The organism is Hymenobacter translucens (assembly GCF_020685205.1).
Taxonomy (GTDB): Bacteria; Bacteroidota; Bacteroidia; order Cytophagales; family Hymenobacteraceae; genus Hymenobacter; species Hymenobacter translucens.
This window is the reverse complement of sequence record NZ_JAJERB010000002.1, coordinates 273462-297479: the sequence shown is the minus strand read 5'-3', so window position 1 is coordinate 297479 and position 24018 is coordinate 273462. Positions and strand designations below refer to the sequence as shown.

The 24018-nt window shown below is 59.9% G+C and carries 25 protein-coding genes and 1 tRNA gene; 13 read left to right on the top strand and 13 right to left on the bottom strand.

The genetic code is table 11. From position 1 onward, the window contains the following. Positions 1-178: 178 nt before the first annotated feature. From LJY25_RS04995 to LJY25_RS04985, 3 genes are all read right to left on the bottom strand, one after another. Positions 179-664 (bottom strand): hypothetical protein, encoded by a 486-nt coding sequence (locus LJY25_RS04995; RefSeq protein WP_227607141.1) that lies wholly within the window; start codon positions 662-664, stop codon positions 179-181. 145 nt (positions 665-809) lie between these two features. Continuing rightward, complete coding sequence (locus LJY25_RS04990) at positions 810-1670, bottom strand: (Fe-S)-binding protein (RefSeq protein ID WP_227607620.1); 861 nt, start codon at positions 1668-1670, stop codon at positions 810-812. Positions 1671-1788: 118 nt separating this feature from the next. Next, positions 1789-3183 carry a 4Fe-4S dicluster domain-containing protein gene (locus LJY25_RS04985; RefSeq protein ID WP_227607140.1) on the bottom strand — a complete coding sequence of 465 codons (1395 nt, stop codon included), beginning with the start codon at positions 3181-3183 and terminating at the stop codon, positions 1789-1791. Between the two features lie 167 nt (positions 3184-3350). On the opposite strand from LJY25_RS04985, the gene LJY25_RS04980 reads away from it, so the two are divergent. Next, positions 3351-3423 (top strand) — tRNA-Phe (locus tag LJY25_RS04980). Between the two features lie 66 nt (positions 3424-3489). On the opposite strand, the gene LJY25_RS04975 is transcribed toward LJY25_RS04980, so the two are convergent. After that, positions 3490-4632, bottom strand: a complete 1143-nt coding sequence (locus tag LJY25_RS04975; RefSeq protein WP_227607139.1) for a J domain-containing protein — start codon at positions 4630-4632, stop codon at positions 3490-3492. 150 nt (positions 4633-4782) lie between these two features. On the opposite strand from LJY25_RS04975, the gene LJY25_RS04970 reads away from it, so the two are divergent. The 3 genes from LJY25_RS04970 to LJY25_RS04960 are packed head-to-tail and all read left to right on the top strand — an operon-like array spanning position 4783 to position 6687. After that, positions 4783-5160 (top strand): phage holin family protein, encoded by a 378-nt coding sequence (locus LJY25_RS04970; RefSeq protein ID WP_227607138.1) that lies wholly within the window; start codon positions 4783-4785, stop codon positions 5158-5160. Between the two features lie 8 nt (positions 5161-5168). After that, a complete protein-coding gene (locus LJY25_RS04965) occupies positions 5169-5939 on the top strand; it encodes a hypothetical protein (RefSeq protein WP_227607137.1) in 771 nt (256 codons plus the stop codon). Further along, positions 5917-6687 (top strand): geranylgeranylglyceryl/heptaprenylglyceryl phosphate synthase, encoded by a 771-nt coding sequence (locus LJY25_RS04960; protein ID WP_227607136.1) that lies wholly within the window; start codon positions 5917-5919, stop codon positions 6685-6687. The genes LJY25_RS04965 and LJY25_RS04960 overlap by 23 nt, the downstream gene beginning before the upstream one ends. Before the next feature lie 86 nt (positions 6688-6773). On the opposite strand, the gene LJY25_RS04955 is transcribed toward LJY25_RS04960, so the two are convergent. The 6 genes from LJY25_RS04955 to panC all read right to left on the bottom strand — a co-directional run bounded on the left by LJY25_RS04955 (position 6774) and on the right by panC (position 12497). Then, positions 6774-7697, bottom strand: coding sequence for a helix-turn-helix domain-containing protein (locus tag LJY25_RS04955; protein ID WP_227607135.1), 924 nt, complete (start codon positions 7695-7697; stop codon positions 6774-6776). A 160-nt stretch (positions 7698-7857) separates the two neighbouring features. Continuing rightward, entirely contained in the window at positions 7858-8997 is a 1140-nt protein-coding gene (locus LJY25_RS04950) for an acyl-CoA dehydrogenase (RefSeq protein WP_227607134.1), read from the bottom strand. Between the two features lie 255 nt (positions 8998-9252). Further along, positions 9253-9945 (bottom strand): zinc metallopeptidase, encoded by a 693-nt coding sequence (locus LJY25_RS04945; RefSeq protein ID WP_227607133.1) that lies wholly within the window; start codon positions 9943-9945, stop codon positions 9253-9255. A 13-nt stretch (positions 9946-9958) separates the two neighbouring features. After that, positions 9959-10444: a D-glycero-beta-D-manno-heptose 1-phosphate adenylyltransferase gene (rfaE2, locus tag LJY25_RS04940; RefSeq protein WP_227607132.1), complete on the bottom strand. Its 486-nt coding sequence runs from the start codon at positions 10442-10444 to the stop codon at positions 9959-9961. Beyond that, complete coding sequence (locus tag LJY25_RS04935; RefSeq protein ID WP_227607131.1) at positions 10434-11483, bottom strand: lysylphosphatidylglycerol synthase transmembrane domain-containing protein; 1050 nt, start codon at positions 11481-11483, stop codon at positions 10434-10436. The genes rfaE2 and LJY25_RS04935 overlap by 11 nt, the downstream gene beginning before the upstream one ends. 162 nt (positions 11484-11645) lie before the next feature. Continuing rightward, positions 11646-12497, bottom strand: coding sequence for a pantoate--beta-alanine ligase (gene panC, locus LJY25_RS04930; protein ID WP_227607130.1), 852 nt, complete (start codon positions 12495-12497; stop codon positions 11646-11648). 119 nt (positions 12498-12616) lie between these two features. Here panC and LJY25_RS04925 point away from each other — a divergent pair, with 119 nt between their 5' ends. The 3 genes from LJY25_RS04925 (at position 12617) to glmS (ending at position 16847) form a co-directional block, all read left to right on the top strand. Continuing rightward, positions 12617-13429 (top strand): glycogen/starch synthase, encoded by an 813-nt coding sequence (locus LJY25_RS04925; protein ID WP_227607129.1) that lies wholly within the window; start codon positions 12617-12619, stop codon positions 13427-13429. After that, positions 13413-14906: a DUF4270 family protein gene (locus LJY25_RS04920; RefSeq protein WP_227607128.1), complete on the top strand. Its 1494-nt coding sequence runs from the start codon at positions 13413-13415 to the stop codon at positions 14904-14906. The genes LJY25_RS04925 and LJY25_RS04920 overlap by 17 nt, the downstream gene beginning before the upstream one ends. A gap of 105 nt (positions 14907-15011) precedes the next feature. Next, the gene (glmS, locus tag LJY25_RS04915; RefSeq protein WP_227607127.1) at positions 15012-16847 is read left to right on the top strand and encodes a glutamine--fructose-6-phosphate transaminase (isomerizing); all 1836 of its coding nucleotides are present in this window, start codon (positions 15012-15014) and stop codon (positions 16845-16847) included. Positions 16848-16940: 93 nt separating this feature from the next. On the opposite strand, the gene LJY25_RS04910 is transcribed toward glmS, so the two are convergent. Further along, on the bottom strand, positions 16941-17606 hold the full coding sequence (locus tag LJY25_RS04910; RefSeq protein ID WP_227607126.1) for a 3-hydroxyacyl-CoA dehydrogenase family protein: 666 nt from the start codon (positions 17604-17606) through the stop codon (positions 16941-16943). Between the two features lie 63 nt (positions 17607-17669). Between LJY25_RS04910 and LJY25_RS04905 the strand changes: the two genes are divergently transcribed. From LJY25_RS04905 to LJY25_RS04880, 6 genes are all read left to right on the top strand, one after another. After that, the gene (locus tag LJY25_RS04905; RefSeq protein WP_227607125.1) at positions 17670-18056 is read left to right on the top strand and encodes a Rid family detoxifying hydrolase; all 387 of its coding nucleotides are present in this window, start codon (positions 17670-17672) and stop codon (positions 18054-18056) included. A gap of 97 nt (positions 18057-18153) precedes the next feature. Further along, entirely contained in the window at positions 18154-18339 is a 186-nt protein-coding gene (locus tag LJY25_RS04900; protein WP_227607124.1) for a hypothetical protein, read from the top strand. Beyond that, positions 18340-18951 carry a pentapeptide repeat-containing protein gene (locus tag LJY25_RS04895; RefSeq protein ID WP_227607123.1) on the top strand — a complete coding sequence of 204 codons (612 nt, stop codon included), beginning with the start codon at positions 18340-18342 and terminating at the stop codon, positions 18949-18951. A gap of 142 nt (positions 18952-19093) precedes the next feature. Next, positions 19094-20650, top strand: coding sequence for a glutamate--tRNA ligase (gltX, locus tag LJY25_RS04890; protein WP_227607122.1), 1557 nt, complete (start codon positions 19094-19096; stop codon positions 20648-20650). A gap of 194 nt (positions 20651-20844) precedes the next feature. After that, complete coding sequence (locus LJY25_RS04885) at positions 20845-21228, top strand: hypothetical protein (protein WP_227607121.1); 384 nt, start codon at positions 20845-20847, stop codon at positions 21226-21228. Between the two features lie 134 nt (positions 21229-21362). Then, a complete protein-coding gene (locus tag LJY25_RS04880) occupies positions 21363-22145 on the top strand; it encodes a TIGR00266 family protein (protein WP_227607120.1) in 783 nt (260 codons plus the stop codon). Between the two features lie 14 nt (positions 22146-22159). On the opposite strand, the gene LJY25_RS04875 is transcribed toward LJY25_RS04880, so the two are convergent. After that, positions 22160-22381, bottom strand: a complete 222-nt coding sequence (locus LJY25_RS04875; RefSeq protein ID WP_227607119.1) for a hypothetical protein — start codon at positions 22379-22381, stop codon at positions 22160-22162. 85 nt (positions 22382-22466) lie between these two features. Next, positions 22467-24014, bottom strand: a complete 1548-nt coding sequence (locus LJY25_RS04870) for a GH3 auxin-responsive promoter family protein (RefSeq protein ID WP_227607118.1) — start codon at positions 24012-24014, stop codon at positions 22467-22469. Positions 24015-24018: the final 4 nt, after the last annotated feature.

Sequence of the window (24018 nt, the reverse complement as noted above, 5' to 3'; positions counted from 1 at the left end):
TGCACAGCCGCTTAATAAAGCAACCGAGCCTGCCGCGGCGCATACAAACATAAGATTCCTCATAGGTGGAAGGGGGGGTGGATTAAAGACGATGAAGGGACTCGTTTTTACTAATTTGGGTCTAGCAATAATACAGAGTTTACCTTTGATTTCTGAGGCAGCCTGAAATATTTCCTTTTTACCGGAAATATCGGCTCAGCCACGTCGAAGCTGCCGGAGCAGGCCAGGCGGCCTGCAGCTGCCCTGCTTGCGCTACTGTTGTATCAAAATATAGGGTTTCCGGCCTGATCCGCCCTTCGGCGATGGCCGTGCGCACCTCCCGCCGGTCGAGCAGCTGCACCTGGCCTTCGTGCAAAAAAGCCAGCATCGATTTCTCAAGCAGCGTCACGCCTAGCTGCTGCTCCAGGGCCTTGACGAAGCGCACCGAAGTGTCGATGGAGCACCCGCTGGCATCGGCAACTACCTCATCGAGGCCGATAATCAGAAACTGCTGGTGCAGAAAGGCAGCGGAAGCCAGCAGTGAACGGCCGTGACTGGTCCACTCGTTGGCGAAGCGGGTCAGGGCCGGCTCCACGGCCGCCAGCTCGGCCGCTGTCAGCGGACGGCTGGCCTGATAAATCCAGATTCGGGCGGTGCCGGGCAGGGCGGCAAAAGAAACAAACATATGCGAAGCAGAAAGTAGCAGGGGCCGGCGTCAGGGTACGGCTTGGCCGGGGCAATTTCCATAAAAAAAGCTGCACCCGCCGGAAAGTTCCGATAGGTGCAGCTTCCTGACCGGGGCCAGCCCGGAACAGCTATTCAGGCGCAGCTTAGGCGCTGAGTCCTTCGGCAGTGGCAATCAGCTCGGCCAGGTCAAACACCTGCACGTTGCTTTCCCGCTCCTTGTTCTTGACGCCGTCGCTCATCATAGTCATGCAGAACGGGCAGCTCACAGCAATGATGCTGCGCTGCTGGGCATCGCGCGGGGCCGGGGTAGCGCCGGCGTTGCCGCTTTCCACTCCGTTCAGGTTGGCCAGGGCCGCGGCGTTGCCATCCAGAGCCGCCAATGCCTCTTCGGTGCGCTCCACGTTGATGTCTTTCTTGCCGGGCTCGGGCTCTTTCCACATCTGGGCGCCACCGGCGCCGCAACACAGGCCGTTGGCTTTGCTGCGCTTCATTTCCACGAGGTCGGCGTCCAGGGCGGCCAGTACGTCGCGGGGGGCTTCGTAGATATTGTTGGCCCGGCCCAGGTAGCAGGAATCGTGGAAGGTGATGCGCTGCCCCTTGAACTCGCCGCCTCCCGAGACGCCGACCCGGCCCTCGTTGATGAGCTGCTGCAGGAAGGTGCTGTGGTGAATAACTTCGTAGTTGCCCCCCAGCGCGGGATACTCGTTCTTAATCGTATTGAAGCAGTGCGGGCAGGCTGTCACAATCTTCTTGATGCCGTAGCCCTCGAAGGTGGTAATGTTCTGCATGGCCTGCATCTGGAACAGGAATTCGTTGCCGGCACGCTTGGCCGGGTCGCCGGTGCAGGTTTCCTCCATACCCAGCACAGCGTACTTCACGCCCACGTGCTCCAGAATCTGCACGAAGGCCCGGGTCACGCGCTTGTACCGGTCGTCGAAAGCCCCGGCGCAGCCTACCCAGAACAGAATTTCGGGTTCTTCCCCGGCGGCCGCCAGGTTAGCCATGAGAGGAACGGTAATCGGGCGCTTGGCAAGTTGCTCAGCCATATTTTTGAGGAGCTAGAAGTCAGGAGGTAGGAGACGGAATGAAGAAGTTCAGGAGGGAAAAGGAGCATTCTGGCTCCTAGCTGCTAACTCCTGTCTCCTTGGTGGCCACGTACAGATCGTCGGCCCAGTTGAAGCGGTCCGAGGGTGAAAAAGCCCAGGGAGCACCGTTGTTTTCGATGTTGGAGAACATCACGTTAAGCGAATTCGGCGCAGCCGACTCTTCCAGCACCAGGAAGCGCCGCATCTCAATAATGCTTTCCAGAGGGTTGATGTTAACCGGGCAGGCTTCGACGCAGGCATTGCAGGTGGTGCAGGCCCACAGCTCCTCCGGCGTGACGTAGCCGCGCAGCAGGGTGTGGTTTTCCCGGTCGAGCTGCTCCTGGGTTTCGTGCTTGGCTTCCTGCCCGTACAGGTTAGGGCTGAAGATCAAGGGGGAGTTGTACTTCTCGTCGGCCCGGTCGCGGGTGTCCATGATGATCTTCCGCGGGGACAGCAGCTTACCGGTCAGGTTGGCCGGGCACACCGAGGTGCAGCGCCCGCACTCGGTGCAGGAGTAGGCGTTCAGCAGGTTGGTCCAGGCCAGGTCGTTAACGTCTTTGGCGCCAAACGGCGTGGGCGCCAGCGCCGAGCCGTCGGGGCCAACGGCCGGGGCCGGCACCTGGTAGCTCGGGTCCATCATAGCCTTCACCTCGTGGGTGATGCTGTCCACGTTGGAGAACTGTCCCTGCGGCACCAGCCGGGAGTAGTACACGTTGGGGAACGCCAGAATGATGTGGAAGTGCTTGGAAGAGGGCAGGTAGTTCAGGAACGCCAGGATGCCCACGATGTGCAGCCACCAGCCGACCCGCTCCAGGATGTGCAACGCGGTTACATCGGCCGGAAACAACCCAACCAGCAGGGAGCTGATCGGATAAGCCCCGGGCAGCACCTCGTTGCGCAGTTGGTGCAGTTTCAGATCCGCCGTGTTCATGGTAAACAGGGCCAGCATCAGCACCGTCTCGATGTAGAGAATCATGTCGGCATCGAGGCTGGGCCAGGCGCGCATCTCGGGCCCCGAGAAGCGCCGCACCTTTTTTACGTTGCGCCGCCACCACAGCGCGGCTACGGCCAGCAGCACCAGGGCTCCCAGAATCTCGTTCGTACCGGTCAGCAGACTGTAGAGCGGACCCATAAACTGCAGCACCCGGTGCGTCCCGAAGATGCCGTCAATCATGATTTCGATGACCTCCACGTTAATGACCAGGAAGCCCACGTACACCACCAAGTGGAGCAGCGCCGGGGTGATGCGCTTAAACATCTTCTGCTGCCCGAAGGCCACCAGCAGGGTTTTTTGCAGCCGTTCGGCAACGTTGCCCGACATATCCCGGTCGCGGCCGACGAGGATATTGGCTCTGATTTTCCGCACCTGCCAGACGAACAGGCCGATGCCGGCCAGCGCTACCAGCAGGAAAATGATGTTTTGGATGGTCACGGGAAAGAGGGTAGGTTTGGGGTTGGGGCCGAAATATACTCGGTATGCATAACAAATTACGGATTTTTCCTGGGAAAGATTTTTTACCAAATTTCTTGCAGGTCCGTTTCGCTTTACTACTTTTGTGCTCCCCAACGGTTGAAAGGCCGCCGGGGATACCAAGAGCTGGTAATGTAGCTCAGTTGGTAGAGCACAGCACTGAAAATGCTGGTGTCGTTGGTTCGATTCCAACCATTACCACGAAAAGCCCTTCTGCAACCCGCAGAAGGGCTTTTTTGCTTTCAGCGATACGCTAAAGGGCCGCTTCTACTGCCGGCAGCTCTCGTTTCGGGCTTGGTCAGCGTAGTAGTAGCCAAGCTGAACCGCCCGCTCAAAAAGCCCGCACGCCCCGGCAGCATCTCCTTCCTGCTGGGCCAGCCGCCCCAGCAAAAAGTGAATCAGCCCGCTGCCCGGGCTGGCGGCCAGCACCTGCTGGTAGTCCTGCCGGGCCGCGGCGAAGTTGCGCAGCTTATAGTAGGCCAGCCCCCGGTACATCAGATAGCGCATCGGAACAGGCTGGTTGGCAGTTGCCCGCAGCCGTAGTCCGGCAGCCAGGTCAGCCGCGGCAGGCTCGAGCTGCTGGAGCGTAAGCAGGCGCAGCTCGCCCCGGGCCAGCCAGGCGCCGCTTAGCGTAGAGTCCAATGCCAGCGCCCGGGTAAACGTGCGCTCGGCCGAATCGGGCCGGGCCTCGGCCTGGCACTGCCCCATCCGGTACAGCAGCCACGCCGCCTGCCCCCGGTCCTTGGTTTCCTGCAGCACAGCTTGGTAGTCGGCATACGCCGCGGGCAGGTTTTTATCGAACAGCTGCTCGATTTCGGCCCGGCGCCGGCGGGCAGCAGTGTGTGCCGGCTTGTAGCGAAGCGCTTCCGTGAAAAAAGCATGGGCAGCGCTGTAGCGCCGCCCGGCATACGCCTGCACCCCTCTTTCGTAGTTGTTTCCCGCCGATACATGGTCCATCGTCGTTTTTACCGCGGCTACGAACAGCAGCAGCGACAAAATAAAGCCGGCCATGAGCAGGTAGTCGCGCCGGGTGAAGCGGATGCGCCGCCGGGCCATGGGCTTGTAGTGCCGCTCGGCTGACGAGGCGGGCCGCCGGGTGCGCACGGGCTGAGCCGGGGGCATGGGCACCCCGTACACGTGCTGGGCCTGGGGCCGGTACTGCTGCTGGCGCCGGGCTTCCTCCTGGCGGCGCACGGCCAGCTGGAGCTGGTGGTCGTAGGCGGCCCGGCGGGCGCTGTCGCCCAGCACCCGGTACGCAATGCTGACTGCCTTGAACTGCTCTTCGAAACGCGTGTTGCCGCCGTGCTTATCAGGATGATATTGCACCGCTAACCGCTTGTAAGCCAGCTTTATTTCCCGGACACTGGCGGTAGCCGGGACGCCCAGCACTTGGTAGTGGTTCTGACTCAAAACGTGGCAGTATAGAGTAAAAGTAATTTAAATATCAGACACGCCGCCACCTTTTCCGTATGAAGTGGCTACCCCGAATTTCAACTGCAACGCACTGCTTTCGGACCTGGTTGTACAACACCGTTTTTCTCTTTTCCAATCCTCCGCCGTATGGTTACCGACGACGACGCCTCCAAAACGCCCCGCAACGACAGCCTGATGGGCAACCTGATGGGTTACCTCGACACCCGCATCGACCTTGTGCGCCTCGAAGCGCAGGAGAAAGTTAAAACTGCCTTTGTAGGTACCGTGCACGGTGCCGCCATGGGACTGATTGGGCTCCTGTTCCTGATCTTCCTCAGCATTTTTGCCGGCCTGGCCCTCAACGATGCTCTCGACAGCCATTTCTGGGGATTCGGCATTGTGGCCGGGTTTTACCTGGTCCTGCTGATTATTTTCCTGATCGGGGTCGATAAAAAGCTTTTCCAGGGCATTGCCGACAAGCTGCTCAACAACACGATTTATAAATCTGACAAACGTCAAGCATAACCTGACTTATGGCCGACCTGCAAAATCCCCTGTTTGAGGACGAAAAGGAATTCCTGGAGCGCCAGAAGCTCGAATACGAACGTGCCCTGCTGGGCGATGTCGACAATATCAAGCATCAAACCCAGACCGTAGGCAAGTATGCCCTGATCGGGGCCGGCCTGGTGGGCGGCGTCTGGCTGATTTCGAAAGCGTTTGGCGGTAAGTCCAAACACAAAGATGATGAGGATGGCTTCCGGGCCGTTCTGCGCGAGCAGCGCACCCGCCGCTCCCGGTCGGGAATGCCCCGCCACACCGAAGTAGATGAAGCCACGACCGACGACCTGGGCTTCGGCTCGGGCCACCACGCCGCGGCCGATCATGGTCGCCAGTCCGCTGCAAGCCACCGCCGCGCGCATCTGGCCCCGGACGTGTACCACACCGATTCGGATATGGATCCTTTTCCGCACCTTGGTGAGCAGGGCCACGCGTCTTCTTCCTATGATCGAGGCTCCTATCCGGTAGCAGCTTATGCCGGCAGCCGGCAGCGCGACCCGAACGAGCCTTCCTTGGCCGCCACGGCGTTTCAGGCGTTTCTGCAGTCTGACACGGGGAAAATGCTTATCGCCCAGGTTTCGGCGGTTTTGATGGCCTTTGTGGCTAAAAAAATAAGCGAATATTTACCTGTGGACAAAAATCCCGACCTTGCAACGTCCCCGGTGTACGCAACCGAGCCGGAGACCCGGGACATCGACTTTACTTACCACCACGACGACGCGGATGCGCCTCACAAGCCTCTATGAAGTTCTAGCTAAACGCCGTGCGCACGGTCAGAAATCTCTGGCCGTGCTGCTCGACCCCGACCATCTGGACGAGGCGAGCTGCGAACAGGTGCTGGAACTCAGTCGGGCGCATCCGGTTGACTATTTCTTTATGGGCGGCAGCCTGGTGATGAATACTCGCCAGGCGTCGCTCATTCGTTTTATCAAAAGCCGGAGCGAGGTACCGGTGTTGCTTTTTCCGAGTCACAGCCTCCACCTCGACCCCCAGGCCGATGGAATTCTGCTCTTGTCTTTGATCTCGGGCCGCAACCCTGATTTTCTGATCGGCCAGCACGTGATTTCCGCGCCCCTGCTGCGGGCCAGCAACCTGCAGATCCTGCCTACCGGCTACATGCTGGTAGACACTGGGCGGCAAACCACGGCCAGCTATATGAGCGGCACCACTCCCCTGCCCCACGACAAGCCCGGTATTGCGGCCTGCACGGCTATGGCTGGCGAGCAGCTCGGCCTGCGCCTGATGTACCTGGATGGTGGCAGCGGCGCCATGTACCCGGTATCAGCAGCCATGATCAAAGCAGTGCGGCAAGCGGTTGACATTCCCATTATCGTGGGTGGAGGCATCAATACCACCGAGAAGGCCCAGGCGGCCCTGACGGCCGGCGCCGACGTCATTGTGGTAGGCAACCAGATCGAGAAGGCACCGGCATTCCTGGCAGAAATGTCCAAGGTCGTGCGCTCCTTCAATGCCGTGCTCAACGTGACTGTTTAAGCTCCGGCCGGCGTTTTGATAACAGCCAGAAATAAGCAAAGGCGCCCTGATTGGAGCGCCTTTGCTTGTTTCAATGCGGCTGCAAATTAGATGTTCATGGCCGACTCGCGGCGCCGCATCTTGCCGGCGGGAATGCCGAACATCATCTTGAAGCGGCGGCAGAAATAGGCCGTGTCCTTATAGCCCACCTCCTTGCCGATGTCGCGGATGCTCTTCTTGGTCGTGCGCAGCAGGAACACGGCGCGCTCCATGCGCTGGTACTCGATGTAGTCCTGCGGATTGATGCCGGTCAGCATCTTAAAGTACTGACCTACGTAGTCCTCGCTCACGTTGGCCACGCCCGAGAGAACCTTGTTCGACAGGTCGCCGCCGATGTTCTCCTTGATGTAGTTGAACAGGTCGATGAGGCGGGGGTCCTTGAAGTAAGTGCTGTTGGTCGCCAGCTGCTCCACGAACATCTTGTTCTTGAGGATGTAGCGCACGATTTCCACCACGATGTTCTCGGTGTAGATCATGATGAGCCGCTCCCGGCCCGGCAGGTCCTGCAGGCTTTCCTCGACCACCTTAATCACCAGGTTTGCCAGCTTGGAGTTGCCGGTAATCAGGAAGGCCGGCACGTCGAGGGACGCAAAAAAGTTGACCGAGTCAAACACCTTGGCCTCGAAGCTGACAAAGCTGTGGCTTTCCTCGGCGTCGCCAATCAGGTCCAGGTCGGCATTGGAGTGGAAGAACTTATCCTTATTGCTGATCAGGTCGTCGTTGGTGATGGTCTTGCCGGTCCCGTCGCCATAGGTAACGCGGGTGGCCCGGCCGCCGGGAATGAACAGCATTTCGCCTTCTTCCACCTGCTGGTCTTCGTCGCCAAATGCAATCCGGCCCTTATGCAGCAGGATCAGGTTGTTGCCGACATCATAGTAGTTGCGAACCGTAAAAGGCTGCTGGAGCACCAGGTTTTTGGCCTTTATATAGCGCATTCCCAGTGACTCTATCACTTTATTGTAATCTTCCATATTGATGCTTTGGTTTGGGTGGTCGGGTAATTCCCTTCGTAACGCTTGTCTGGGGTTAGACAATGCAAAAGAAGATATAAAAATTTACAAAAACGAAAACCCAGCCGAAAAATGACTGGGTTTTGTGCAATGTTTCTGACTTTTAGGCAATTCAGCTAAATTACTTGAGCAATTCTCGTGAGATTACAATTTTCTGAATCTCCGATGTCCCCTCGTAGATCTGGGTAATCTTGGCGTCGCGCATCATGCGCTCCACGTGAAACTCCTTCACAAAGCCATATCCGCCGTGTACCTGCACTGCTTCCACAGCCGTGTCCATAGCCACTTTGGACGCAAACAGCTTGGCCATGGCCCCGGATTTAGCATAATCGCGGTGGGCGTCTTTGTCCTGTGCAGCCTGCAGGCACAGAAGACGGGCAGCATCGATGTTAGTAGCCATATCGGCCAGCTTGAACTGAATGGCCTGGTGCTTGGCAATCTCGACTCCGAAGGCCTTACGCTCCTTGGAATATTTCAGTGCGAGCTCAAAAGCACCGGAAGCAATACCCAGGGCCTGGGCGGCAATACCGATGCGGCCGCCGGCCAGCACCTGCATGGCGAACTTAAAGCCGAAGCCGTCCTCACCGATGCGGTTTTCCTTGGGCACCTTCACGTCGGTGAACATCAGCGAGTGCGTGTCGGAGCCACGGATACCCAGCTTGTTTTCCTTTGGGCCGACTACGAAGCCGGGCATATCCTTCTCCACGATCAGCACGTTGATGCCGCGGTGCTTGAGCTCTGGGTTGGTCTGGGCAATAACCAGGTATACCGAGGCCGAGGAGCCGTTGGTGATCCAGTTTTTGGTGCCGTTGAGCAGGTAATGGTCGCCTTTGTCTTCGGCGGTGGTGCTCTGTGAGGTAGCATCCGAGCCAGCTTCGGGCTCGGACAGGGCAAAGGCCCCGATCATCTCACCGGTGGTAAGCTTGGTCAGGTACTTCTGCTTCTGTTCCTCGTTGCCGTACTTTTCCAGGCCCCAGCACACCAGGGAGTTGTTTACCGACATGATAACCGAGCAGGAGGCATCAACCTTGGAGATTTCCTCCATGGCCAGCACGTAGGAAACGGTGTCCATTCCGCCGCCCCCGTACTCGGGACTCACCATCATGCCCAGGAAGCCCAGCTCGCCCATCTTCTTGACCTGCTCAGCGGGAAATTTCTGGTGCTCGTCGCGCTCAATAACGCCGGCCCAAAGCTCACTTTGGGCAAAGTCGCGGGCTGCTGCCTGCACGGCAAGTTGTTCTTCAGTGAACTGGAAATCCATTCGTAAGAGAAAAAGTAGGTGGGAAAGTTGGGACGCTGCGGGGCAGCGGGGGAATTTGGGTCAAAATTAGCCAGAACGGCCATACCGTACCAACAAGGTTATGGTCATTTCGGTTGCCCCGCTTAGCCGCGGATTTCGGCCAAGGACTAAAAGTGGCTTCAGAACGGCCAGGCCTTGCTTCGGCCGGGGTGCAGCCCCGCAAAAGAAACCGCCACCCCGTTTCCAGGATGGCGGCTTTGCGTGCTCAGGTCAGGACTAGCGACGGTCCCGGGAACCCATGAAGATCATTACGTAGTAAAGCAATGTTGCCAAAGAGCTGATGGCAGCTACCACGTAGGTCATGGCAGCCCACCAGAGGGCGTCTTTGGCCATAGCATGCTCCTGGGTGGTGACGATACCGCGCTTGTCAATCCAGGCCAGGGCCCGACGACTGGCGTCGAACTCCACGGGCAACGTCACAAAGCTGAACAGCGTGGTCAGGGAAAATAAGGCAATGCCTATGCCCAGCGGAATCACGCTCTTGTTGATCATCAGTACGCCGGCCAGCAAAATCCAGGGCATGAAGGTAGAAACCGAGCTCAGGGCCGGCACCATGGCCGAGCGGAACTGCAGCATGCTGTAGGCCGTGGCGTGCTGTACGGCGTGCCCGCACTCGTGGGCCGCTACGGCCGCAGCGGCGGCGCTGCGCTCTTCATAAACCGACTCGCTCAGGTTTACCGTTTTGTCGGTCGGGTTATAATGGTCGGAAAGCTGCCCTTCCGTGGAGATTACGCGCACGTCGGTGATGCCGTGGTCGGCCAGCATGAGCTCGGCAATCTGCCGGCCCGAAAGACCAGACTGCAGGCCTACCTGGGCGTATTGGGCAAACTTGCTTTTCAGACGCCACTGAATCAGCCAGCTCACGATCATCGTGACGATGATGACGAGGTAAATTGGGTTATGCAACATGGTCGATAACTGCTTAAAGGTGAGTAAGACGCTGTACGCGCTCTACAATGCGGGTGGTGCTGTAGCCCGGTACCAGTGGTACGGTCAGCACCTGCCCACCCTTTGCTAACACCAGTTCGTGGCCGACAATTCCGCTAACTGCGTAGTCATCGCCCTTGACCAGGATGTCGGGCTGCACCAGCTCAATCAGCTGCAGCGGGGTGGGCTCATTGAAGAGCACTACGGCATCCACAAACAAAAGGGAAGCCAATACCCGCGCCCGTGACACTTCGTCCTGTAAGGGGCGGCCGGGCTTCAGGCAGCTGACCGAAGCGTCAGTGTTCAGGCCCACCACAAGCGCGTCGCCGAGGTGCCGGGCCTGCTCCAGGTAGTCGACATGACCGAGGTGGAGCAGGTCGAAGCAGCCGTTGGTGAACACGATGCGCCGGCCCTGCTGCCGCCAGTCGGCCAGCACGGCGGGCAGGGTGGCCCAGGTATGAATTTTGTCTTTAGTCCACATGAGCCGGCGTGGCTACGGTGACGGAAGCCGGCACGACAGCGCGCGAAACCCGCCCCGACTTGATCATGCTCACCACGAAGCTGATGCCGCCCATCAGCACTACCAGCAGGGTCTGGGAGCCGTGAACCACCAGGGCGTAGGCAATGCCGGCTTCCTTGGAAACCCCATACACCAGCAGGGTGGCCTGCACCATTACGTGGAATACGCCGATGCCACCCTGCACGGGGGTAGCCATTCCAAAGGCGCCGAAGGTCAGGACGGCGAGGCCCGCCACCACGCCCAGGTTCTGGGTTTCGGGAAAGGCGAAGAAAGCCAGGTAGTCCATCAGGTAGTAGATTCCCCAGGTGGCTACCGTATGCAACAGGAACAGCCCCTTGTTTTCAATTTTGCGGATGCTGAAGATGGCTGACAGCAGCCCGCGCGCAAACAGAAATGCTTTGTTGAACAGAGCGTTCTGACGAAGCCGCTCCAGGTTTCGGAACAGCAGGAACAGCGTCAGCACCAGCAGGGCCAGCCCGATGAGGGCAATGGCCAGCAGCGTGGTTTCATTGCGGGCAAACGACGCGTACTTGTCTGATAGCAGCCCCGATATAAACGACCAGAACTTATCAAACTGCAGCAGCAGTACGGCTCCCAGCAAACTCAGCAGAATGAGCACGTCGATAATCCGCTCGGTAATCATAGTACCCACGCCCACCTCTACCGGTACGCCGCTGGTGCGGCGCAGCACCGAGCAGCGCAGCACTTCGCCGAGGCGGGGCAAAGCCAGATTGGCGAGGTAGCCGGTCATCATGGCGTGGTACACGTCCCAGTACGGCGTGCGGTGGCCGGTCGCGTCGATCTGCATCTTCCAGCGGTAGGCCCGGCTGAAATACCCCAGTGCCGACAGCACTACGGTAATTCCCATCCAGAAGTAGTTGGCTTCGCGCATGTACTGCCCGATGCGACTCAGGTCCTGTCCGCGCACGGCATACCACATCAGCAGGCCGGAAAAAGACAGCAGCAGGGTGTACTTAAGGACGTTTAGTAGTTGTTTCATAATGAATCAGAGCCTCACCGAAGGCCTTCACCGGGCACTCGCGTTAAAAAGCCAAAACCGGGGCCGGGAGCGGTTCAAACGGCAGTGGATGGCCGTTGGACCCGCCGGAGCCAACTGCAAAGGTACGGACTGCCGCAGTACCCCCGCGTACCCCATACGGCATTAGCCTAGTACGATGTTATCAATCAGCCGCACCCCGTCCAGATGCGCGGCCAGGCAAAGCGCCACGGGCCGTCCGGCGGGCCACTCCGGGCCGTCCAGGGGCTGCAGGGTGCCGGCGTCGGCCACCTCGAAGTATTCCAGGGTGATGGTGGGCTCCTGCGCCAGGCGCTGCTGTACGGCTTCGCGCACCCGGGCGGGCGGCACCTGCTGCTCTACCAGCGCCTGCGCAAGCTGCAGGGCCTGGTACAGTACCGGGGCTGTGGCCCGTCCCGCGGGGGTCAGCCGGCGGTTGCGGGAAGACATGGCCAGGCCGTCGGCCTCGCGCACCGTAGGAAACACGACCAGCTCCAGGTCAAACGAGAGGTCAGCCACCAGCTGCCGGATGATGGCCACCTGCTGCAAGTCCTTTTGCCCGAAGTACGCCCGGTGGGGCCGGCTTACGTGAAACAGCTTGCTGACCACCGTGGCCACCCCGCTGAAGTGGCCCGGCCGGTGTATGCCCTCCATCACGCGCTCCAGGGTGCCGAAGTCGAAGCGCAACACGCTGGGCGCCGGGTAGAGCTGCGCTACGTCGGGCATGAACAGCGTGGTGCACCCGGCCGGGCCCAGCAGGGCCGCATCGGCCTCCGGCAGGCGGGGGTAGAGCCGGAAATCTTCGGGATTGTTGAACTGGGTCGGATTTACAAAAATGCTGGTCACGACCACGTCATTTTCGCGGGCGGCGGCCTCTACAAGCTGCAAATGGCCTTCGTGCAGGGCGCCCATCGTGGGCACTAGGCCGATGCGCCGGCCGGTTTTGCGCCAGTGCTCGGTCTGGGCTTGCAACTCAGCGCTAGTTTGGAGTATCTCCATAGTAAGACGAGCCGGTTGAGGGGGCCCGCAAGCAGTTTTTATTGAAATTCCGCTTAAAAATGCTTAATTTTGTGCATCCCAAAGTGTTGTCTCTTTTTAGTAACCCCAACCATCTCACTATGTCGAAGTTGCGAATACTCTACGCTGCTACGGAAATCAACCCGTTTTTGCAGACAACCAAAGTAGCGGAGTTTGTGCGGATGCTTCCCCAGGGGATGCAGGAAATGGGGATGGAAATCCGCATTTTCGTCCCCCGTTTCGGCATTATCAACGAGCGTAAGAACCGTTTGCACGAAGTAGTTCGCCTTTCCGGCATTAACATCTCGGTTGGTGAAGAAGAGAAGCCTCTCGTTATCAAAGTGGCTTCGATTCCCAATGCCAAGCTGCAGGTTTACTTTATCGACAACGAGGATTACTTCCACCGGAAGTCGGCCCTGGTTGACAAAAACGACAAGTTTCACGCCGACAACGACGAGCGGGCCATCTTCTTCTGCAAAGGTGTTCTCGAAACCGTTAAAAAGCTAGGCTGGGCTCCCGATATCGTTCATTGCAACGACTGGATGACGGGCCTGATTCCGATGTACCTGAAAACCACCTACAAAAAGGACCCGATTTTCAAGGACTCCAAGTCGGTATTCACGATCTACAACAACGAGTTCGACCACAAATTCGACGGCGACCTTATCGAGAAGGCCAAAATGCTGGACATCGATGACGAGATGCTGACCGCCCTGAAGTCGGCTGACTACAACGCCTTCCTCAAAGTAGGCCTGCAGTATGCTGACTCGGTGGTGAAATCGGACGAGGACTTCAGCGACAACATCAACGCGCTGTTCAACGAATATGCCCAGAACCGGCGCATCGGTCAGGTTAGCCCCGACGAGACTGCGCTTTCTTCCTACTTCGCGCTCTATAATGAACTGGCCAACTAGCGCCTTCCGACTCACTTCTGCTTTGACGGCTGCCGCCGCAGTACTGCTGACGGCCAGCTGCGAAAAAGTTAACGATGAGGGCGTAGACCTTCCGGGCACGACTCCCATCAGCACCAAGTACAGGGACCTGCCGGTTTCGGCTTCTACGGTTATTCAGGATTCGCTCGAGACGCTGAAAGCGGACCGCTTTCTGGTCGGCCGGCTGCGCGATGCCAACACGGGCATCACGACCGTGGCCGGCGCCGTGCTAAACCTGCAGGTGGCCATGCCGGTTGATTCGCTGCCAGCGAAGTTTGCCGGGGCCGTTCTCGATTCGGCCAAGATCATCCTGACCTTCGACCAGGTAACGGGCTCCTCGGCTCAGCCTGTCCGGTTCGACGTGTACAACCTGGCGGCTCCCCTGAGCGAGCGGGAAACCTACAACTCCAGTACCACGGTGGCGCTGGGCGGCAAGATCGGGGACAACCTGAGCGCTTCGCTGAAGCGAATGAAAAAGGTGGCCCAGGCCACCGGCATCAAGAACAAGGCCGGCACCGCCGACAGCACCGTGCTCGTCGACGCCGCCGATCCGACCGTGCACCTTGTACTGCACAAGCCCGGCCAACCTTCGCAGTTCGTGCGGGACCTGTTCACGGACCTGCAGGATGGCACTTTCAACCAGGCCAAGCTCGATGCCCGCTGGAAAGGCATGTCCATTCAGCCGCATGCCACTTTTTCGGGAGCCATTGTCGGGTTTAACCGCTCGTACGAATCCCGGATTATGGTGTATTACCACATTCCGGCAGTGGCTCCGGCCACCAAGCCCAAGATGCGTACCTACGCGCTCTACTTCGGCAACCCCAGCGGCTCGGATGCCAACGCTCCGCGCTACTTCACCCAGATCAAAGCCGAGCGCCCGACTACGGCCTCTCCTTTCACGCAGCTGTTTACGGGTGGCGGAGCCGTGGCCGAGGATCAGTCGGTGCCGGCATCGGCCAGTAATGGGCTGACCTATATCCAGGAAGGCCTGGGCCTGGGCACCCGGCTGGTTATTCCCGGCATTGAGGAACTGACGCCAGCCCGGGAGCCGGGACTCGCCGTAAACCGGGCGGAGCTGATTATTCCCGTGCAGCCCCTGACGACGGGCGTGTTCACCAACCCGGCCAATGCCTACGTGTATGAGCTGGGCAACAACAACCGGGTACTGCGCCGGACGGTGGGCATCTCCAACGTAGACCGCGTTATTCAGCGGGACGGGGCCAACCAGCAGGGCGAAAATGCCGAGGCCATCGGTACCCTGGACATCACGGGACGGTTCTACACGGTGGTTATTACCAGCTACCTGCAGGCCTATCTGTACAACCAGATTCCGGGAACCAAGCCCACCGCCTTCATGGTGTCGCCGGTATTGCGCCGTTCCACCGGCCTTTCCCTTAATCGGGCCGTATTAGACGCCAACAACATTACGCTGCGCGTTTATTACTCCAACCTGCGTTAACTTTGCCGGCCGTTTTCTTCATCCGGAAGAAAACGGCACAGGCTTTGCCAGCGCGCAGGCTCCAACCCCATTTCTCATCCGAACACCCTTTCTTCTGACATTCATATGTGCGGAATTGTAGCTTATATCGGGCATCGTGAAGCCTGCCCCATTATCCTGAAAGGTCTGCGCCGCCTTGAGTACCGCGGCTACGACTCGGCCGGCGTGGCCCTGCTCACCGGCGAGCTGACCGTGTACAAGAAGAAAGGCAAGGTTCAGGACCTGGAAAACTTTATCGGCGGCCGCAACACGCATGCTCATATTGGCATGGGCCACACCCGCTGGGCTACCCACGGGGAGCCTAACGACTCCAATGCTCACCCCCACTACTCCACCTCCGAGCGGATTGCCATCATCCACAACGGCATCATTGAGAACTACGCAGCGCTGAAAACCCACCTGCAGAAGCAGGGCCACGTATTTCACTCCGATACCGACACCGAGGTTTTCGTTAACCTTATTGAGGAGATTCAGACCCAGAACAGCTGCACCCTGGAAGAAGCCGTGCGCCTGGCCCTGCACGAGGTTATTGGTGCCTACGCCATTGTGGTGCTGAGCCGCGACGAGCCCAATCAGCTGATTGCCGCCCGCAAAGGCTCCCCGCTGGTTATCGGCGTAGGGCAGGACGAGTTCTTCCTGGCTTCTGATGCTACGCCCATCATTGAGTACACCAATGAGGTCGTGTATGTCAACGACTACGAAATTGCCGTAATCCGCGACAATAAGCTGGAAATCCGGACCCGGGAAGACGTTAAGCAGACGCCTTACATCCAGAAGCTGGAGCTGGAGCTCGAAAGCATCGAGAAAGGCGGCTACGAGCACTTCATGCTGAAGGAAATCTTCGAGCAGCCCCGCTCGATCCTCGACTCCATGCGCGGCCGTCTGGAGCTGGAAGCCGGTCACCTCAACATGGGTGGCGTACGGGCTTACGAGCAGAAGTTCGTGAATGCCCAGCGCATCATCATCGTGGCCTGCGGCACGTCGTGGCACGCCGGTCTGGTGGCCGAGTACCTGCTCGAAGACCTGGCACGTATCCCCGTAGAGGTGGAGTACGCTTCGGAGTTCCGCTACCGCAACCCGGTTATCACCGAGCGGGATATCGTTATTGCTATTTCCCAAAGCGGCGAAACCGCCGATACGCTGGCGGCCATTGAAATGGCCAAGAGCAAGGGCGCAACCATCTTCGGCATCTGCAACGTGGTGGGTAGCAGCATCGCCCGCGCCACCGACGCCGGCGCCTACACCCACGCCGGCCCTGAAATCGGAGTAGCCTCAACCAAAGCCTTTACGGCCCAGGTAACGGTGCTGACCCTGCTGGCCATGATTGTAGGCCACAAGCGCGGCACGCTGTCCGAAACCAAGCTGCGCGAGCTGATGGTGGAGTTAAGCAACATTCCCGCGAAAGTGGAGCAGGCCCTGACGCTCGACGCCGAAATTCAGGTTATTGCCGAGGAATTCAAGGATGTCACGAACTTCCTGTACCTGGGCCGGGGGTACAACTTCCCCGTGGCGCTGGAAGGTGCCCTCAAGCTCAAGGAAATCAGCTATATCCATGCCGAGGGTTACCCCGCGGCGGAAATGAAGCACGGTCCCATCGCCTTGATTGACGAGAACATGCCCGTGGTTGTAATTGCGACCAAGGACAGCTCGTACGAGAAGGTGGTATCGAACATCCAGGAAGTGAAAGCCCGCAAAGGCCGCATCATTGCCGTGGTAACCGAAGGCGACGACGTGATTCCGGCCATGGCCGAATTCGTTATCGAAGTGCCGGCCACGAGCGAAGTGCTGATGCCGCTGGTATCGGTAGTGCCGCTGCAGCTACTGAGCTACCACATTGCCGTCCTGCGCGGCTGCAACGTGGATCAGCCCCGCAACCTGGCCAAGTCAGTAACGGTAGAGTAATCCGTTTTTAATTTAGCTGTTAGCCACTCGCTGATAGCCGTTAGCTTCGTCTGCACGATGGGCTAACGGCTATCAGCGAGTGGCTAACAGCTTTTACAGGGCAAACGGCTCGCCCCGCAGGTACATGGTTTTCAGCAAGGGGCAGACCTTATACCGCTCATCCCGGGTATCCTCGTACACGGCGGCGAGGGTTTCGTACACCCGGGCTACCCCGATGGCGTTGGCCCAGGCAAATGGCCCGCGCGGGTAGTTGGTACCCAGCTGCATGCCCAGGTCGATGTCGCGGATGCTGGCGGTGCCTTCCTGCAGGGTAAAGCAGGCCTCGTTGATAATCATGCCGATAACCCGGGGCGTCACCAGTCCCACGCGGTCGGCTACCACGCGGTAGTCGGAGCCCAGGGCGGCGCACAGGGAAGCCAGCTCAGGGGCATCGGCAGGGTTGTGCAGGCTTATTTCCAGCAGGGAACGGTCGAGCAGGGTAGGCAGAACGCAGAGGCCGAAAACCGGGCCCAGGGGTGGCTCCTCGTTGGACAGCAGCTGGGCCAGGGAGCGGCGGCTGGTATCGTAGAACAGGGGCTGCCGGGGCCGCTCGTAGTGCAGCTCGGGCCAGGGGCGCAGGTCGAAGGCCACGTCGGCGGCGCCGAGCCGCACGGTAAGGTCGGGGGCGCCGGCGGGGCAGAAGTCGTAGGTGTGCGCGTCGCCAAACTTCCGGCGCAGCTCGGCTTTGATATGGTCGCCTTCGACAATGAAAAGGTGCATGGTTTTCCGCTTACTTTTGGCCTAAAGATACGTTTCCCATCCTTTTCCCTCGTTTTTGACCCTATGGCCCACCACATCATCTTATCCGAGCAGGCTCCTGCTCCCATCGGCCCCTACAGCCAGGCCATCAAAGCCGGTACTACCGTGTACGTTTCCGGCCAGATTGCCCTGGACGCCACCTCCGGGCAGATTGTGGGTGGAGGCGACGTAGCCGCCGAAACCCATCAGGTGATGCTCAACCTGCAGGCGGTGCTGGCCGCCACGGGCCTCACGCTGCGCCACGTAGTGAAGTGCAGCATCTTTGTCAAGGACCTTGGCAACTTCGGCCTGATCAACGAAATCTACGGCAGCTACTTTCCCCAGGACTACGCCCCGGCCCGGGAAACGGTGGAGGTCAGCCGGCTGCCCAAGGACGTGCAGGTGGAAATCTCGTGCATTGCCGTGGAATAGCGGGAAAAGGAATATAGTAAAATGGTGAGTTTGCCGTTGTATCCGTCCAAGTCCGCGGCTGCTCACGACTAACTCACCATTTTACTACTTCCTTCCAATGAAAGAACTCGGCTTTGGCCTGCTCCTGCTCGGCCTGATTTCCCTGGCTTTGCCGTTTGTCGGCATGCAAAACATGCTGCTCACCTGGATCGAGCAGTGGGGCCCTGCTACGGCCTGGCTGATCCGGGGCGGCATCACCCTGCTGGGCCTGCTCCTCTGGCTCCGCTACCGCAACCGCGACTAAATGAACCGACCTGCCGCCCGCAAAGCACCTAAGCCCCTGCGCAAGCCGGATTACTTCCCGCCCGAGAACATGGTGTCCCGCGTCCTGCCGCCCGACCTGATCGGACAGCGGGAGTTTGAGCAGTACCATTTCAGCGGCATCGACTTCAGCCCGATTGGCCTGAGTGGGCGGCTGTTTAGCGAGTGTCGGTTTGAAAACTGCAACCTGGCGGGCGTAAGCCTGGCCAACGTTTCGCTGCAAAACGTGGCATTTGCGGGCTGTAAGCTGCTGGGCCTGCAGTTCAACGCCTGCCGCGACATGCTGTTTGGGGTTCATTTCGAAGCCTGCCAGCTCGACTACGCCTCGTTCTGGGGGCGGGTAATGCCCAATACCCGGTTTGTGGGCTGTTCGCTGCTGGAAGCCAACTTCACCCGCGCTGACCTGACCGGTGCCGTGTTTGACGAGTGCCAGCTGCGACGGGCCGTTTTCAGTGAAACCCGCCTGCATGGCGCCGACTTGCGCACGGCCCTGGAGGTGGAGCTGGACCCTGAGCAGAACGAGCTTCGGCAGGCCCGGTTTTCTTTGGAAGGCCTGCCTGGCCTGCTGATGAAATACGGGTTGGTTATCGGCTAGGTCGGAATGCCCCACCGGGAGCATTCTGGTCGGGCACTGCCCAGCTTCCGATGATATTGCGGGTTACTTCGCCCTCCCCTCCTAATTACCTACCTTTGCGGCGCGTTTTTTCGATCCTGAAACGCTGCGAACTGACTGTATTATGGAAAGAGAAGTACGGGTGCGCTTTGCGCCTAGCCCCACAGGGCCGCTGCACATTGGCGGCGTGCGCACTGCGCTGTATAACTACCTGTTTGCCCGCAAGATGGGCGGTAAGATGCTGCTGCGCATTGAGGACACCGACCAGAACCGCTTCGTGCCCGGCGCCGAGGACTATATCCGCCAGAGCCTGGAGTGGTGCGGCATCGTGCTGGACGAAAGTCCCTGGAACGAAGGCCCCCACGCCCCTTACCGGCAGAGTGAGCGGAAGCCCATGTACATGCAGTACGCCCTGCAGCTGGTAGAAAGCGGCCATGCCTACTACGCCTTCGACACGCCTGAGGAGCTGGATGCCATGCGCGCCCGCCTCACCGCCGCCAAGGTGCCCAACCCCCAGTACAACGCCATTACCCGCGCCCAGATGCGCAACTCCCTCACCCTGCCCGAGGATGAGGTAAAGCAGCTGCTCGACGCCGGTACGGCGTACGTCATTCGCCTGAAGGTGCCCCGCAAAGAGGAAGTGCGCTTCAACGACATGATCCGGGGCTGGGTGGTCGTGCACAGCTCCAGCATCGACGACAAGGTGCTGATGAAGTCGGACGGCATGCCGACCTACCACCTGGCCAACATCGTGGACGACCACCTGATGGAAATCACCCACGTTATCCGGGGTGAAGAGTGGCTGCCCTCAGCTCCGCTGCACGTGCTGCTGTACCGTTACTTCGGCTGGGAAAGCACCATGCCGCAGTTTGCCCACCTGCCCCTGCTGCTCAAGCCCGACGGCACGGGCAAGCTCAGCAAGCGCGACGGCGACCGGCTCGGCTTCCCCGTATTTCCGCTGGAATGGCACGGCACCGACGCCGAAACCGGGGAGCCCACCGTCAGCAGCGGCTACCGCGAAAGTGGCTACCTGCCCGACGCGTTCATCAACTTCCTCGCTTTCCTGGGCTGGAACCCCGGCTCCCAGCAGGAGCTGTTCTCGATGGATGAGCTGATTCAGGAGTTCAGCATCGAGCGGGTCAGCAAGTCCCCGGCCCGGTTCGACCAGAACAAGGTACGCTGGTACAACGAGCAGTACCTGCGGGCCAAGCCCGACGGCGAGCTGGCCGGCTACCTGCTGGAGTCGCTGCAGGCCCAGGGGCAGACGGATGTATCGACAGAGAAAGCCGAGCAGATTGCGGCTCTGGTGAAAGAGCGGGCCACCTTCCCGGCCGACCTGGCCCGGGAGGCCCAGCTGTTCTTCCAGCGCCCCGGCTCCTACGACGAGCAGGTGGTCAGCAAGAAGTGGAACGCCCAGGTAGCCGGGGCCCTGGCCGCTTTTGCCCAGCAGCTGCCCGCCGCTACCGACACCTCTCCCGACGCCATCAAGGCCCTGCTGACGCAGGTAGTGGAAGGGCTGGGCATGAAGCTGGGCCAGGTACTGCAGGCATTGCGCGTAGCTGTTACCGGAGCGGCCGCCGGCCCCGACCTGATGGCCATTATGAGCATTCTGGGCGTGCAGGAAACCGCTGAGCGCATCAACGTGGCCCTGGAACAGCTGAATAGCTACACGGCCGCCTAGCCCTGGTTTCTGCTGCTTTATGAGCAAGCCCCCGCTTCCGTATCCGGGGGTGGGGGCTTTGCTTTTCAGGCAGGCAGCCAGCCGCGGCTAAAAAACAGGCATCCACTCGGTCAGCCGCTTCGTATCTGCTTTCTACGGAGCGTCCTCGGAGCAGCAGGGTCGTTCAGCATCACTTTCCCCGAACGCAGCAGGTTATGGCCAAGAAACCCGTCAATAAGAAGAAGACCGCCGACCCGGAAAAGAAAGCCCGGGTGCACAAGGAGCTCGAAGGCTTCGAAATCAAGGTGAACCCGCTGGGCGAAATCACCTCCACGTACTCCATTGAGGATATCAACCACTTCCTGAACCGCCACGTGCGCGACAAGAAGCTGGTGAACCGCGACGGTCAGTTCGGGGAAAAGCCCGAGGAGGAAGAGGAGTTTCCGCTGGAGGAAGGTGCCCCTGAGCCTGAGGAGACGGATGAGGAATTCATGCGCCGCACCAGCCGGGAAGCCAAAAAGAAAAGCAAGGCCGGCGACCCGGACCCGGCCGCTGAGGCGGCCGACACCACCGCCGAGCTGCCCAAGGAGGACGAGTAGCACCTTCGCCTACCGATTGATGAACGCCCGTCTGGCCCCAGACGGGCGTTTTTCTTTGAGCATACGCCCGCAGATTATCCGGGCTTCGCTATACTTGGGGCGTATTTGTACCTCTAACCCCTCCTTCCCTGGCTATGCGCTCCCACGACGTTGACTACCGTATTCTCGGCAATGACATTCAGGTTCTCGAAATCGAGCTGGATCCCAACGAGACAATTATTGCGGAAGCCGGCGCCATGGTGTACATGGAGGAAGGCATTGCCTTTGAAACCAAGATGGGCGACGGCTCCGACGCCAATCAGAGCATTCTGGGCAAGCTGTTTTCGGCCGGCACCCGACTGGTTACGGGAGAATCGCTGTTCATGACGCACTTCACCCACCGGGGCCATACGCCGAAAAGCCACGTAGCCTTCTCGGCTCCCTACCCCGGTACCATCATCGCCCTCGACCTGAGCAGCCTGCCCCAGGGTCTGATTGTGCAGAAGGATGGTTTTCTGGCCGCTGCGCTGGGCACCAAAATTGGCATTCACTTCAACCAGCGGCTTGGCGCCGGCTTTTTCGGTGGCGAAGGATTTATCCTGGAAAAGCTTACCGGCGACGGCAAGGCCTTTATTCACGCCGGGGGCACCGTAATAGAGAAGCGGCTGAACAACGAGCTGCTGCGGGTGGATACGGGTTGCGTGGTGGCCTTTGAGCCCGGCATCAGCTTCAACATTACGCGGGCCGGGGGCCTCAAGTCGATGATCTTCGGCGGCGAAGGCCTGCTGCTGGCCACGCTCCAGGGCACCGGCCGGGTCTGGCTGCAGTCGATGCCCGTGAAAAAGCTGATTCAGGCCCTGTCGCCCACCGGCGGCAACGCCAGTAAGGAAAGCGGCAGCGTACTGGGCCGGCTGGTAGGCGGGGTTCTCGACGAATAAGCCCCGGGCAGGTCTTAGGAGGGAGTCGACTCGGCGGGCATGCTGGAAATGGCTATCATGACAATACTTGCCAGCAAAGCCAGCACCAGCAGCACCAGAAACGCCTTGACGCCAAGGCCGGAGAGCTTTTCTTTCAGCGTTCTGATTTTATTATGAGTGCGCTTCTTGTAAGAGCGTTTCCGGCGGGAGCGGTGAGACGCCCCAGGTGTTTGGGAGGAGTTTGCAATGGCGGCCACGGGAGAGGATTGGGGTAAAGCAATCCACTAATATAAAGGCTTTATCCAAATTCCAGTCGCACTCACCCGGATTCCGCAGCTCTCCCTACTCCTCGGCGTTACCACCTCCCCTAGGGTTTATCTCGCGCAGCACTTCCTCCAGAACCTCGCGCGAATTGCTTAGGCGCGGCACTTTGTGCTGCCCGCCCAGCTTACCGCGCCGCGCCAGCCACCGCTCAAACGTGCCGGGAGGAGCAACGGTGACTACCGGCGGGGCCAGGGCCAGGTCGCGGTGGCGCTTAGCGTCGTAATCAGAGTTGAGCTGCCGCAGCGTCTGGTCGAGGACGGCCCCGAAGTGGCTGGCATCCTGCGGGGGGCGCGTAAACTCAATCACCCACTCGTGCCCGCCCCGGGAGGTATCGGCCGCGTTGAAATAGATGGGCGCGGCGGTGAAGTCGAGGACGGTGGTGCCGGTGGCCTGGCAGGCGGCGGCAATGGCCGCATCGGCATTTTCGATTACGACCTCTTCGCCAAAAGCATTCAGAAAGTGCTTCGTGCGACCGGTAATGCGGATGCGGTACGGGCCCAGGGAGGTAAAGCGCACGGTATCCCCAATCTTATAGCGCCACAGGCCGGCGTTGGTGCTGATGACCAGGGCGTAGTTCTTGCCCAGCTCGACCTCGTCCAGCCGCAGCGTGCGCGGGTGCTCGTCGTCAAACGCCTCGGCGGGAATAAACTCGTAGTAGATGCCGTGGTCGAGCAGCAGCAGCAGGTCCTCGGAGTCGGGCTGGTCCTGCAGGGCGAGGTAGCCTTCCGAGGCATTATAGACCTCGAGGTAGTGCATCCGCGCATCCGGAATCAGCTGGCGGAACAGGTCCCGGTATGGTCCGAAGGCCACCGCCCCGTGCAGAAACAGGCGCAGGTCGGGCCACACCTCCGTGATGTTCGTGGCTCCGGCCAGCTCCGTAACGCGGCGTAGCAGCACGATCATCCAGGTGGGCACCCCGGCCAGGGTTGTGACGTGGGCGTGCAGTACGTGGCGCGCAATCCGCTCAATCTTTTCCTCCCACTCGTCCAGCAACGCCAGCTCCAGCGGGGGCGTACGCAGGTACTCGGCCCAGGTGGGCAGGTTCTGCATCAGCACGGCCGATACGTCGCCGGCCCGGGAGCTGGTGTCGTCGGGGCGAAAGGGGTTGGGGCCGTGGGTGCCACCCAGGGACAGGGTTTTGCCGCCCAGCAGCTCGGCCTCCGGATAAAAAAGCGTGGCCAGGGCCGTCATGTCGCGCCCGGCGCGGTAGTGCCCGTCTTCCAGCGACTCGCGGGTAACGGGAATGTATTTGCTGCGGGCGTTGGTGGTGCCGCTGGACTTGGCAAACCAGGTAACGCGGCCGGGCCAGAGCACGTCGGCCTCGCCCTGCAGCACCCGCTCCAGGTGCGGGTACAGCTGCTCGTAGGTGCTGACCGGTACGCGGCGGGCAAACTCCGCTCCTCCGGGATTATCCGAAAACCCGAAGCGCTGCCCCCACTCCGTACTGCGGGCAGTAGTCAGCAGGCTCTGGAGCACGGCGCGCTGGGCCTCGTGCGGGTGCTGACGGATGAAGTCAATCTTGGCCAGTCGGCGCTGGACGGCCCAGGTCAGTAGCTCACTAATCATACGG

Coding starts and splice junctions, on each gene's coding strand:
- LJY25_RS04885 (WP_227607121.1), top strand. CDS start 20,845: ATGGCCAAGAAACCCGTCAATAAGAAGAAGACCGCCGACCCGGAAAAG.
- LJY25_RS04905 (WP_227607125.1), top strand. CDS start 17,670: ATGGCCCACCACATCATCTTATCCGAGCAGGCTCCTGCTCCCATCGGC.
- LJY25_RS04990 (WP_227607620.1), bottom strand. CDS start 1,670: ATGGCTAACCTGGCGGCCGCCGGGGAAGAACCCGAAATTCTGTTCTGG.
- LJY25_RS04920 (WP_227607128.1), top strand. CDS start 13,413: ATGAACTGGCCAACTAGCGCCTTCCGACTCACTTCTGCTTTGACGGCT.
- LJY25_RS04900 (WP_227607124.1), top strand. CDS start 18,154: ATGAAAGAACTCGGCTTTGGCCTGCTCCTGCTCGGCCTGATTTCCCTG.
- LJY25_RS04970 (WP_227607138.1), top strand. CDS start 4,783: ATGGTTACCGACGACGACGCCTCCAAAACGCCCCGCAACGACAGCCTG.
- LJY25_RS04880 (WP_227607120.1), top strand. CDS start 21,363: ATGCGCTCCCACGACGTTGACTACCGTATTCTCGGCAATGACATTCAG.
- LJY25_RS04870 (WP_227607118.1), bottom strand. CDS start 24,014: ATGATTAGTGAGCTACTGACCTGGGCCGTCCAGCGCCGACTGGCCAAG.
- rfaE2 (WP_227607132.1), bottom strand. CDS start 10,444: ATGTGGACTAAAGACAAAATTCATACCTGGGCCACCCTGCCCGCCGTG.
- panC (WP_227607130.1), bottom strand. CDS start 12,497: ATGGAGATACTCCAAACTAGCGCTGAGTTGCAAGCCCAGACCGAGCAC.
- LJY25_RS04935 (WP_227607131.1), bottom strand. CDS start 11,483: ATGAAACAACTACTAAACGTCCTTAAGTACACCCTGCTGCTGTCTTTT.
- gltX (WP_227607122.1), top strand. CDS start 19,094: ATGGAAAGAGAAGTACGGGTGCGCTTTGCGCCTAGCCCCACAGGGCCG.
- LJY25_RS04895 (WP_227607123.1), top strand. CDS start 18,340: ATGAACCGACCTGCCGCCCGCAAAGCACCTAAGCCCCTGCGCAAGCCG.
- LJY25_RS04910 (WP_227607126.1), bottom strand. CDS start 17,606: ATGCACCTTTTCATTGTCGAAGGCGACCATATCAAAGCCGAGCTGCGC.
- glmS (WP_227607127.1), top strand. CDS start 15,012: ATGTGCGGAATTGTAGCTTATATCGGGCATCGTGAAGCCTGCCCCATT.
- LJY25_RS04960 (WP_227607136.1), top strand. CDS start 5,917: ATGCGCCTCACAAGCCTCTATGAAGTTCTAGCTAAACGCCGTGCGCAC.
- LJY25_RS04945 (WP_227607133.1), bottom strand. CDS start 9,945: ATGTTGCATAACCCAATTTACCTCGTCATCATCGTCACGATGATCGTG.
- LJY25_RS04925 (WP_227607129.1), top strand. CDS start 12,617: ATGTCGAAGTTGCGAATACTCTACGCTGCTACGGAAATCAACCCGTTT.
- LJY25_RS04955 (WP_227607135.1), bottom strand. CDS start 7,697: ATGGAAGATTACAATAAAGTGATAGAGTCACTGGGAATGCGCTATATA.
- LJY25_RS04995 (WP_227607141.1), bottom strand. CDS start 664: ATGTTTGTTTCTTTTGCCGCCCTGCCCGGCACCGCCCGAATCTGGATT.
- LJY25_RS04965 (WP_227607137.1), top strand. CDS start 5,169: ATGGCCGACCTGCAAAATCCCCTGTTTGAGGACGAAAAGGAATTCCTG.
- LJY25_RS04950 (WP_227607134.1), bottom strand. CDS start 8,997: ATGGATTTCCAGTTCACTGAAGAACAACTTGCCGTGCAGGCAGCAGCC.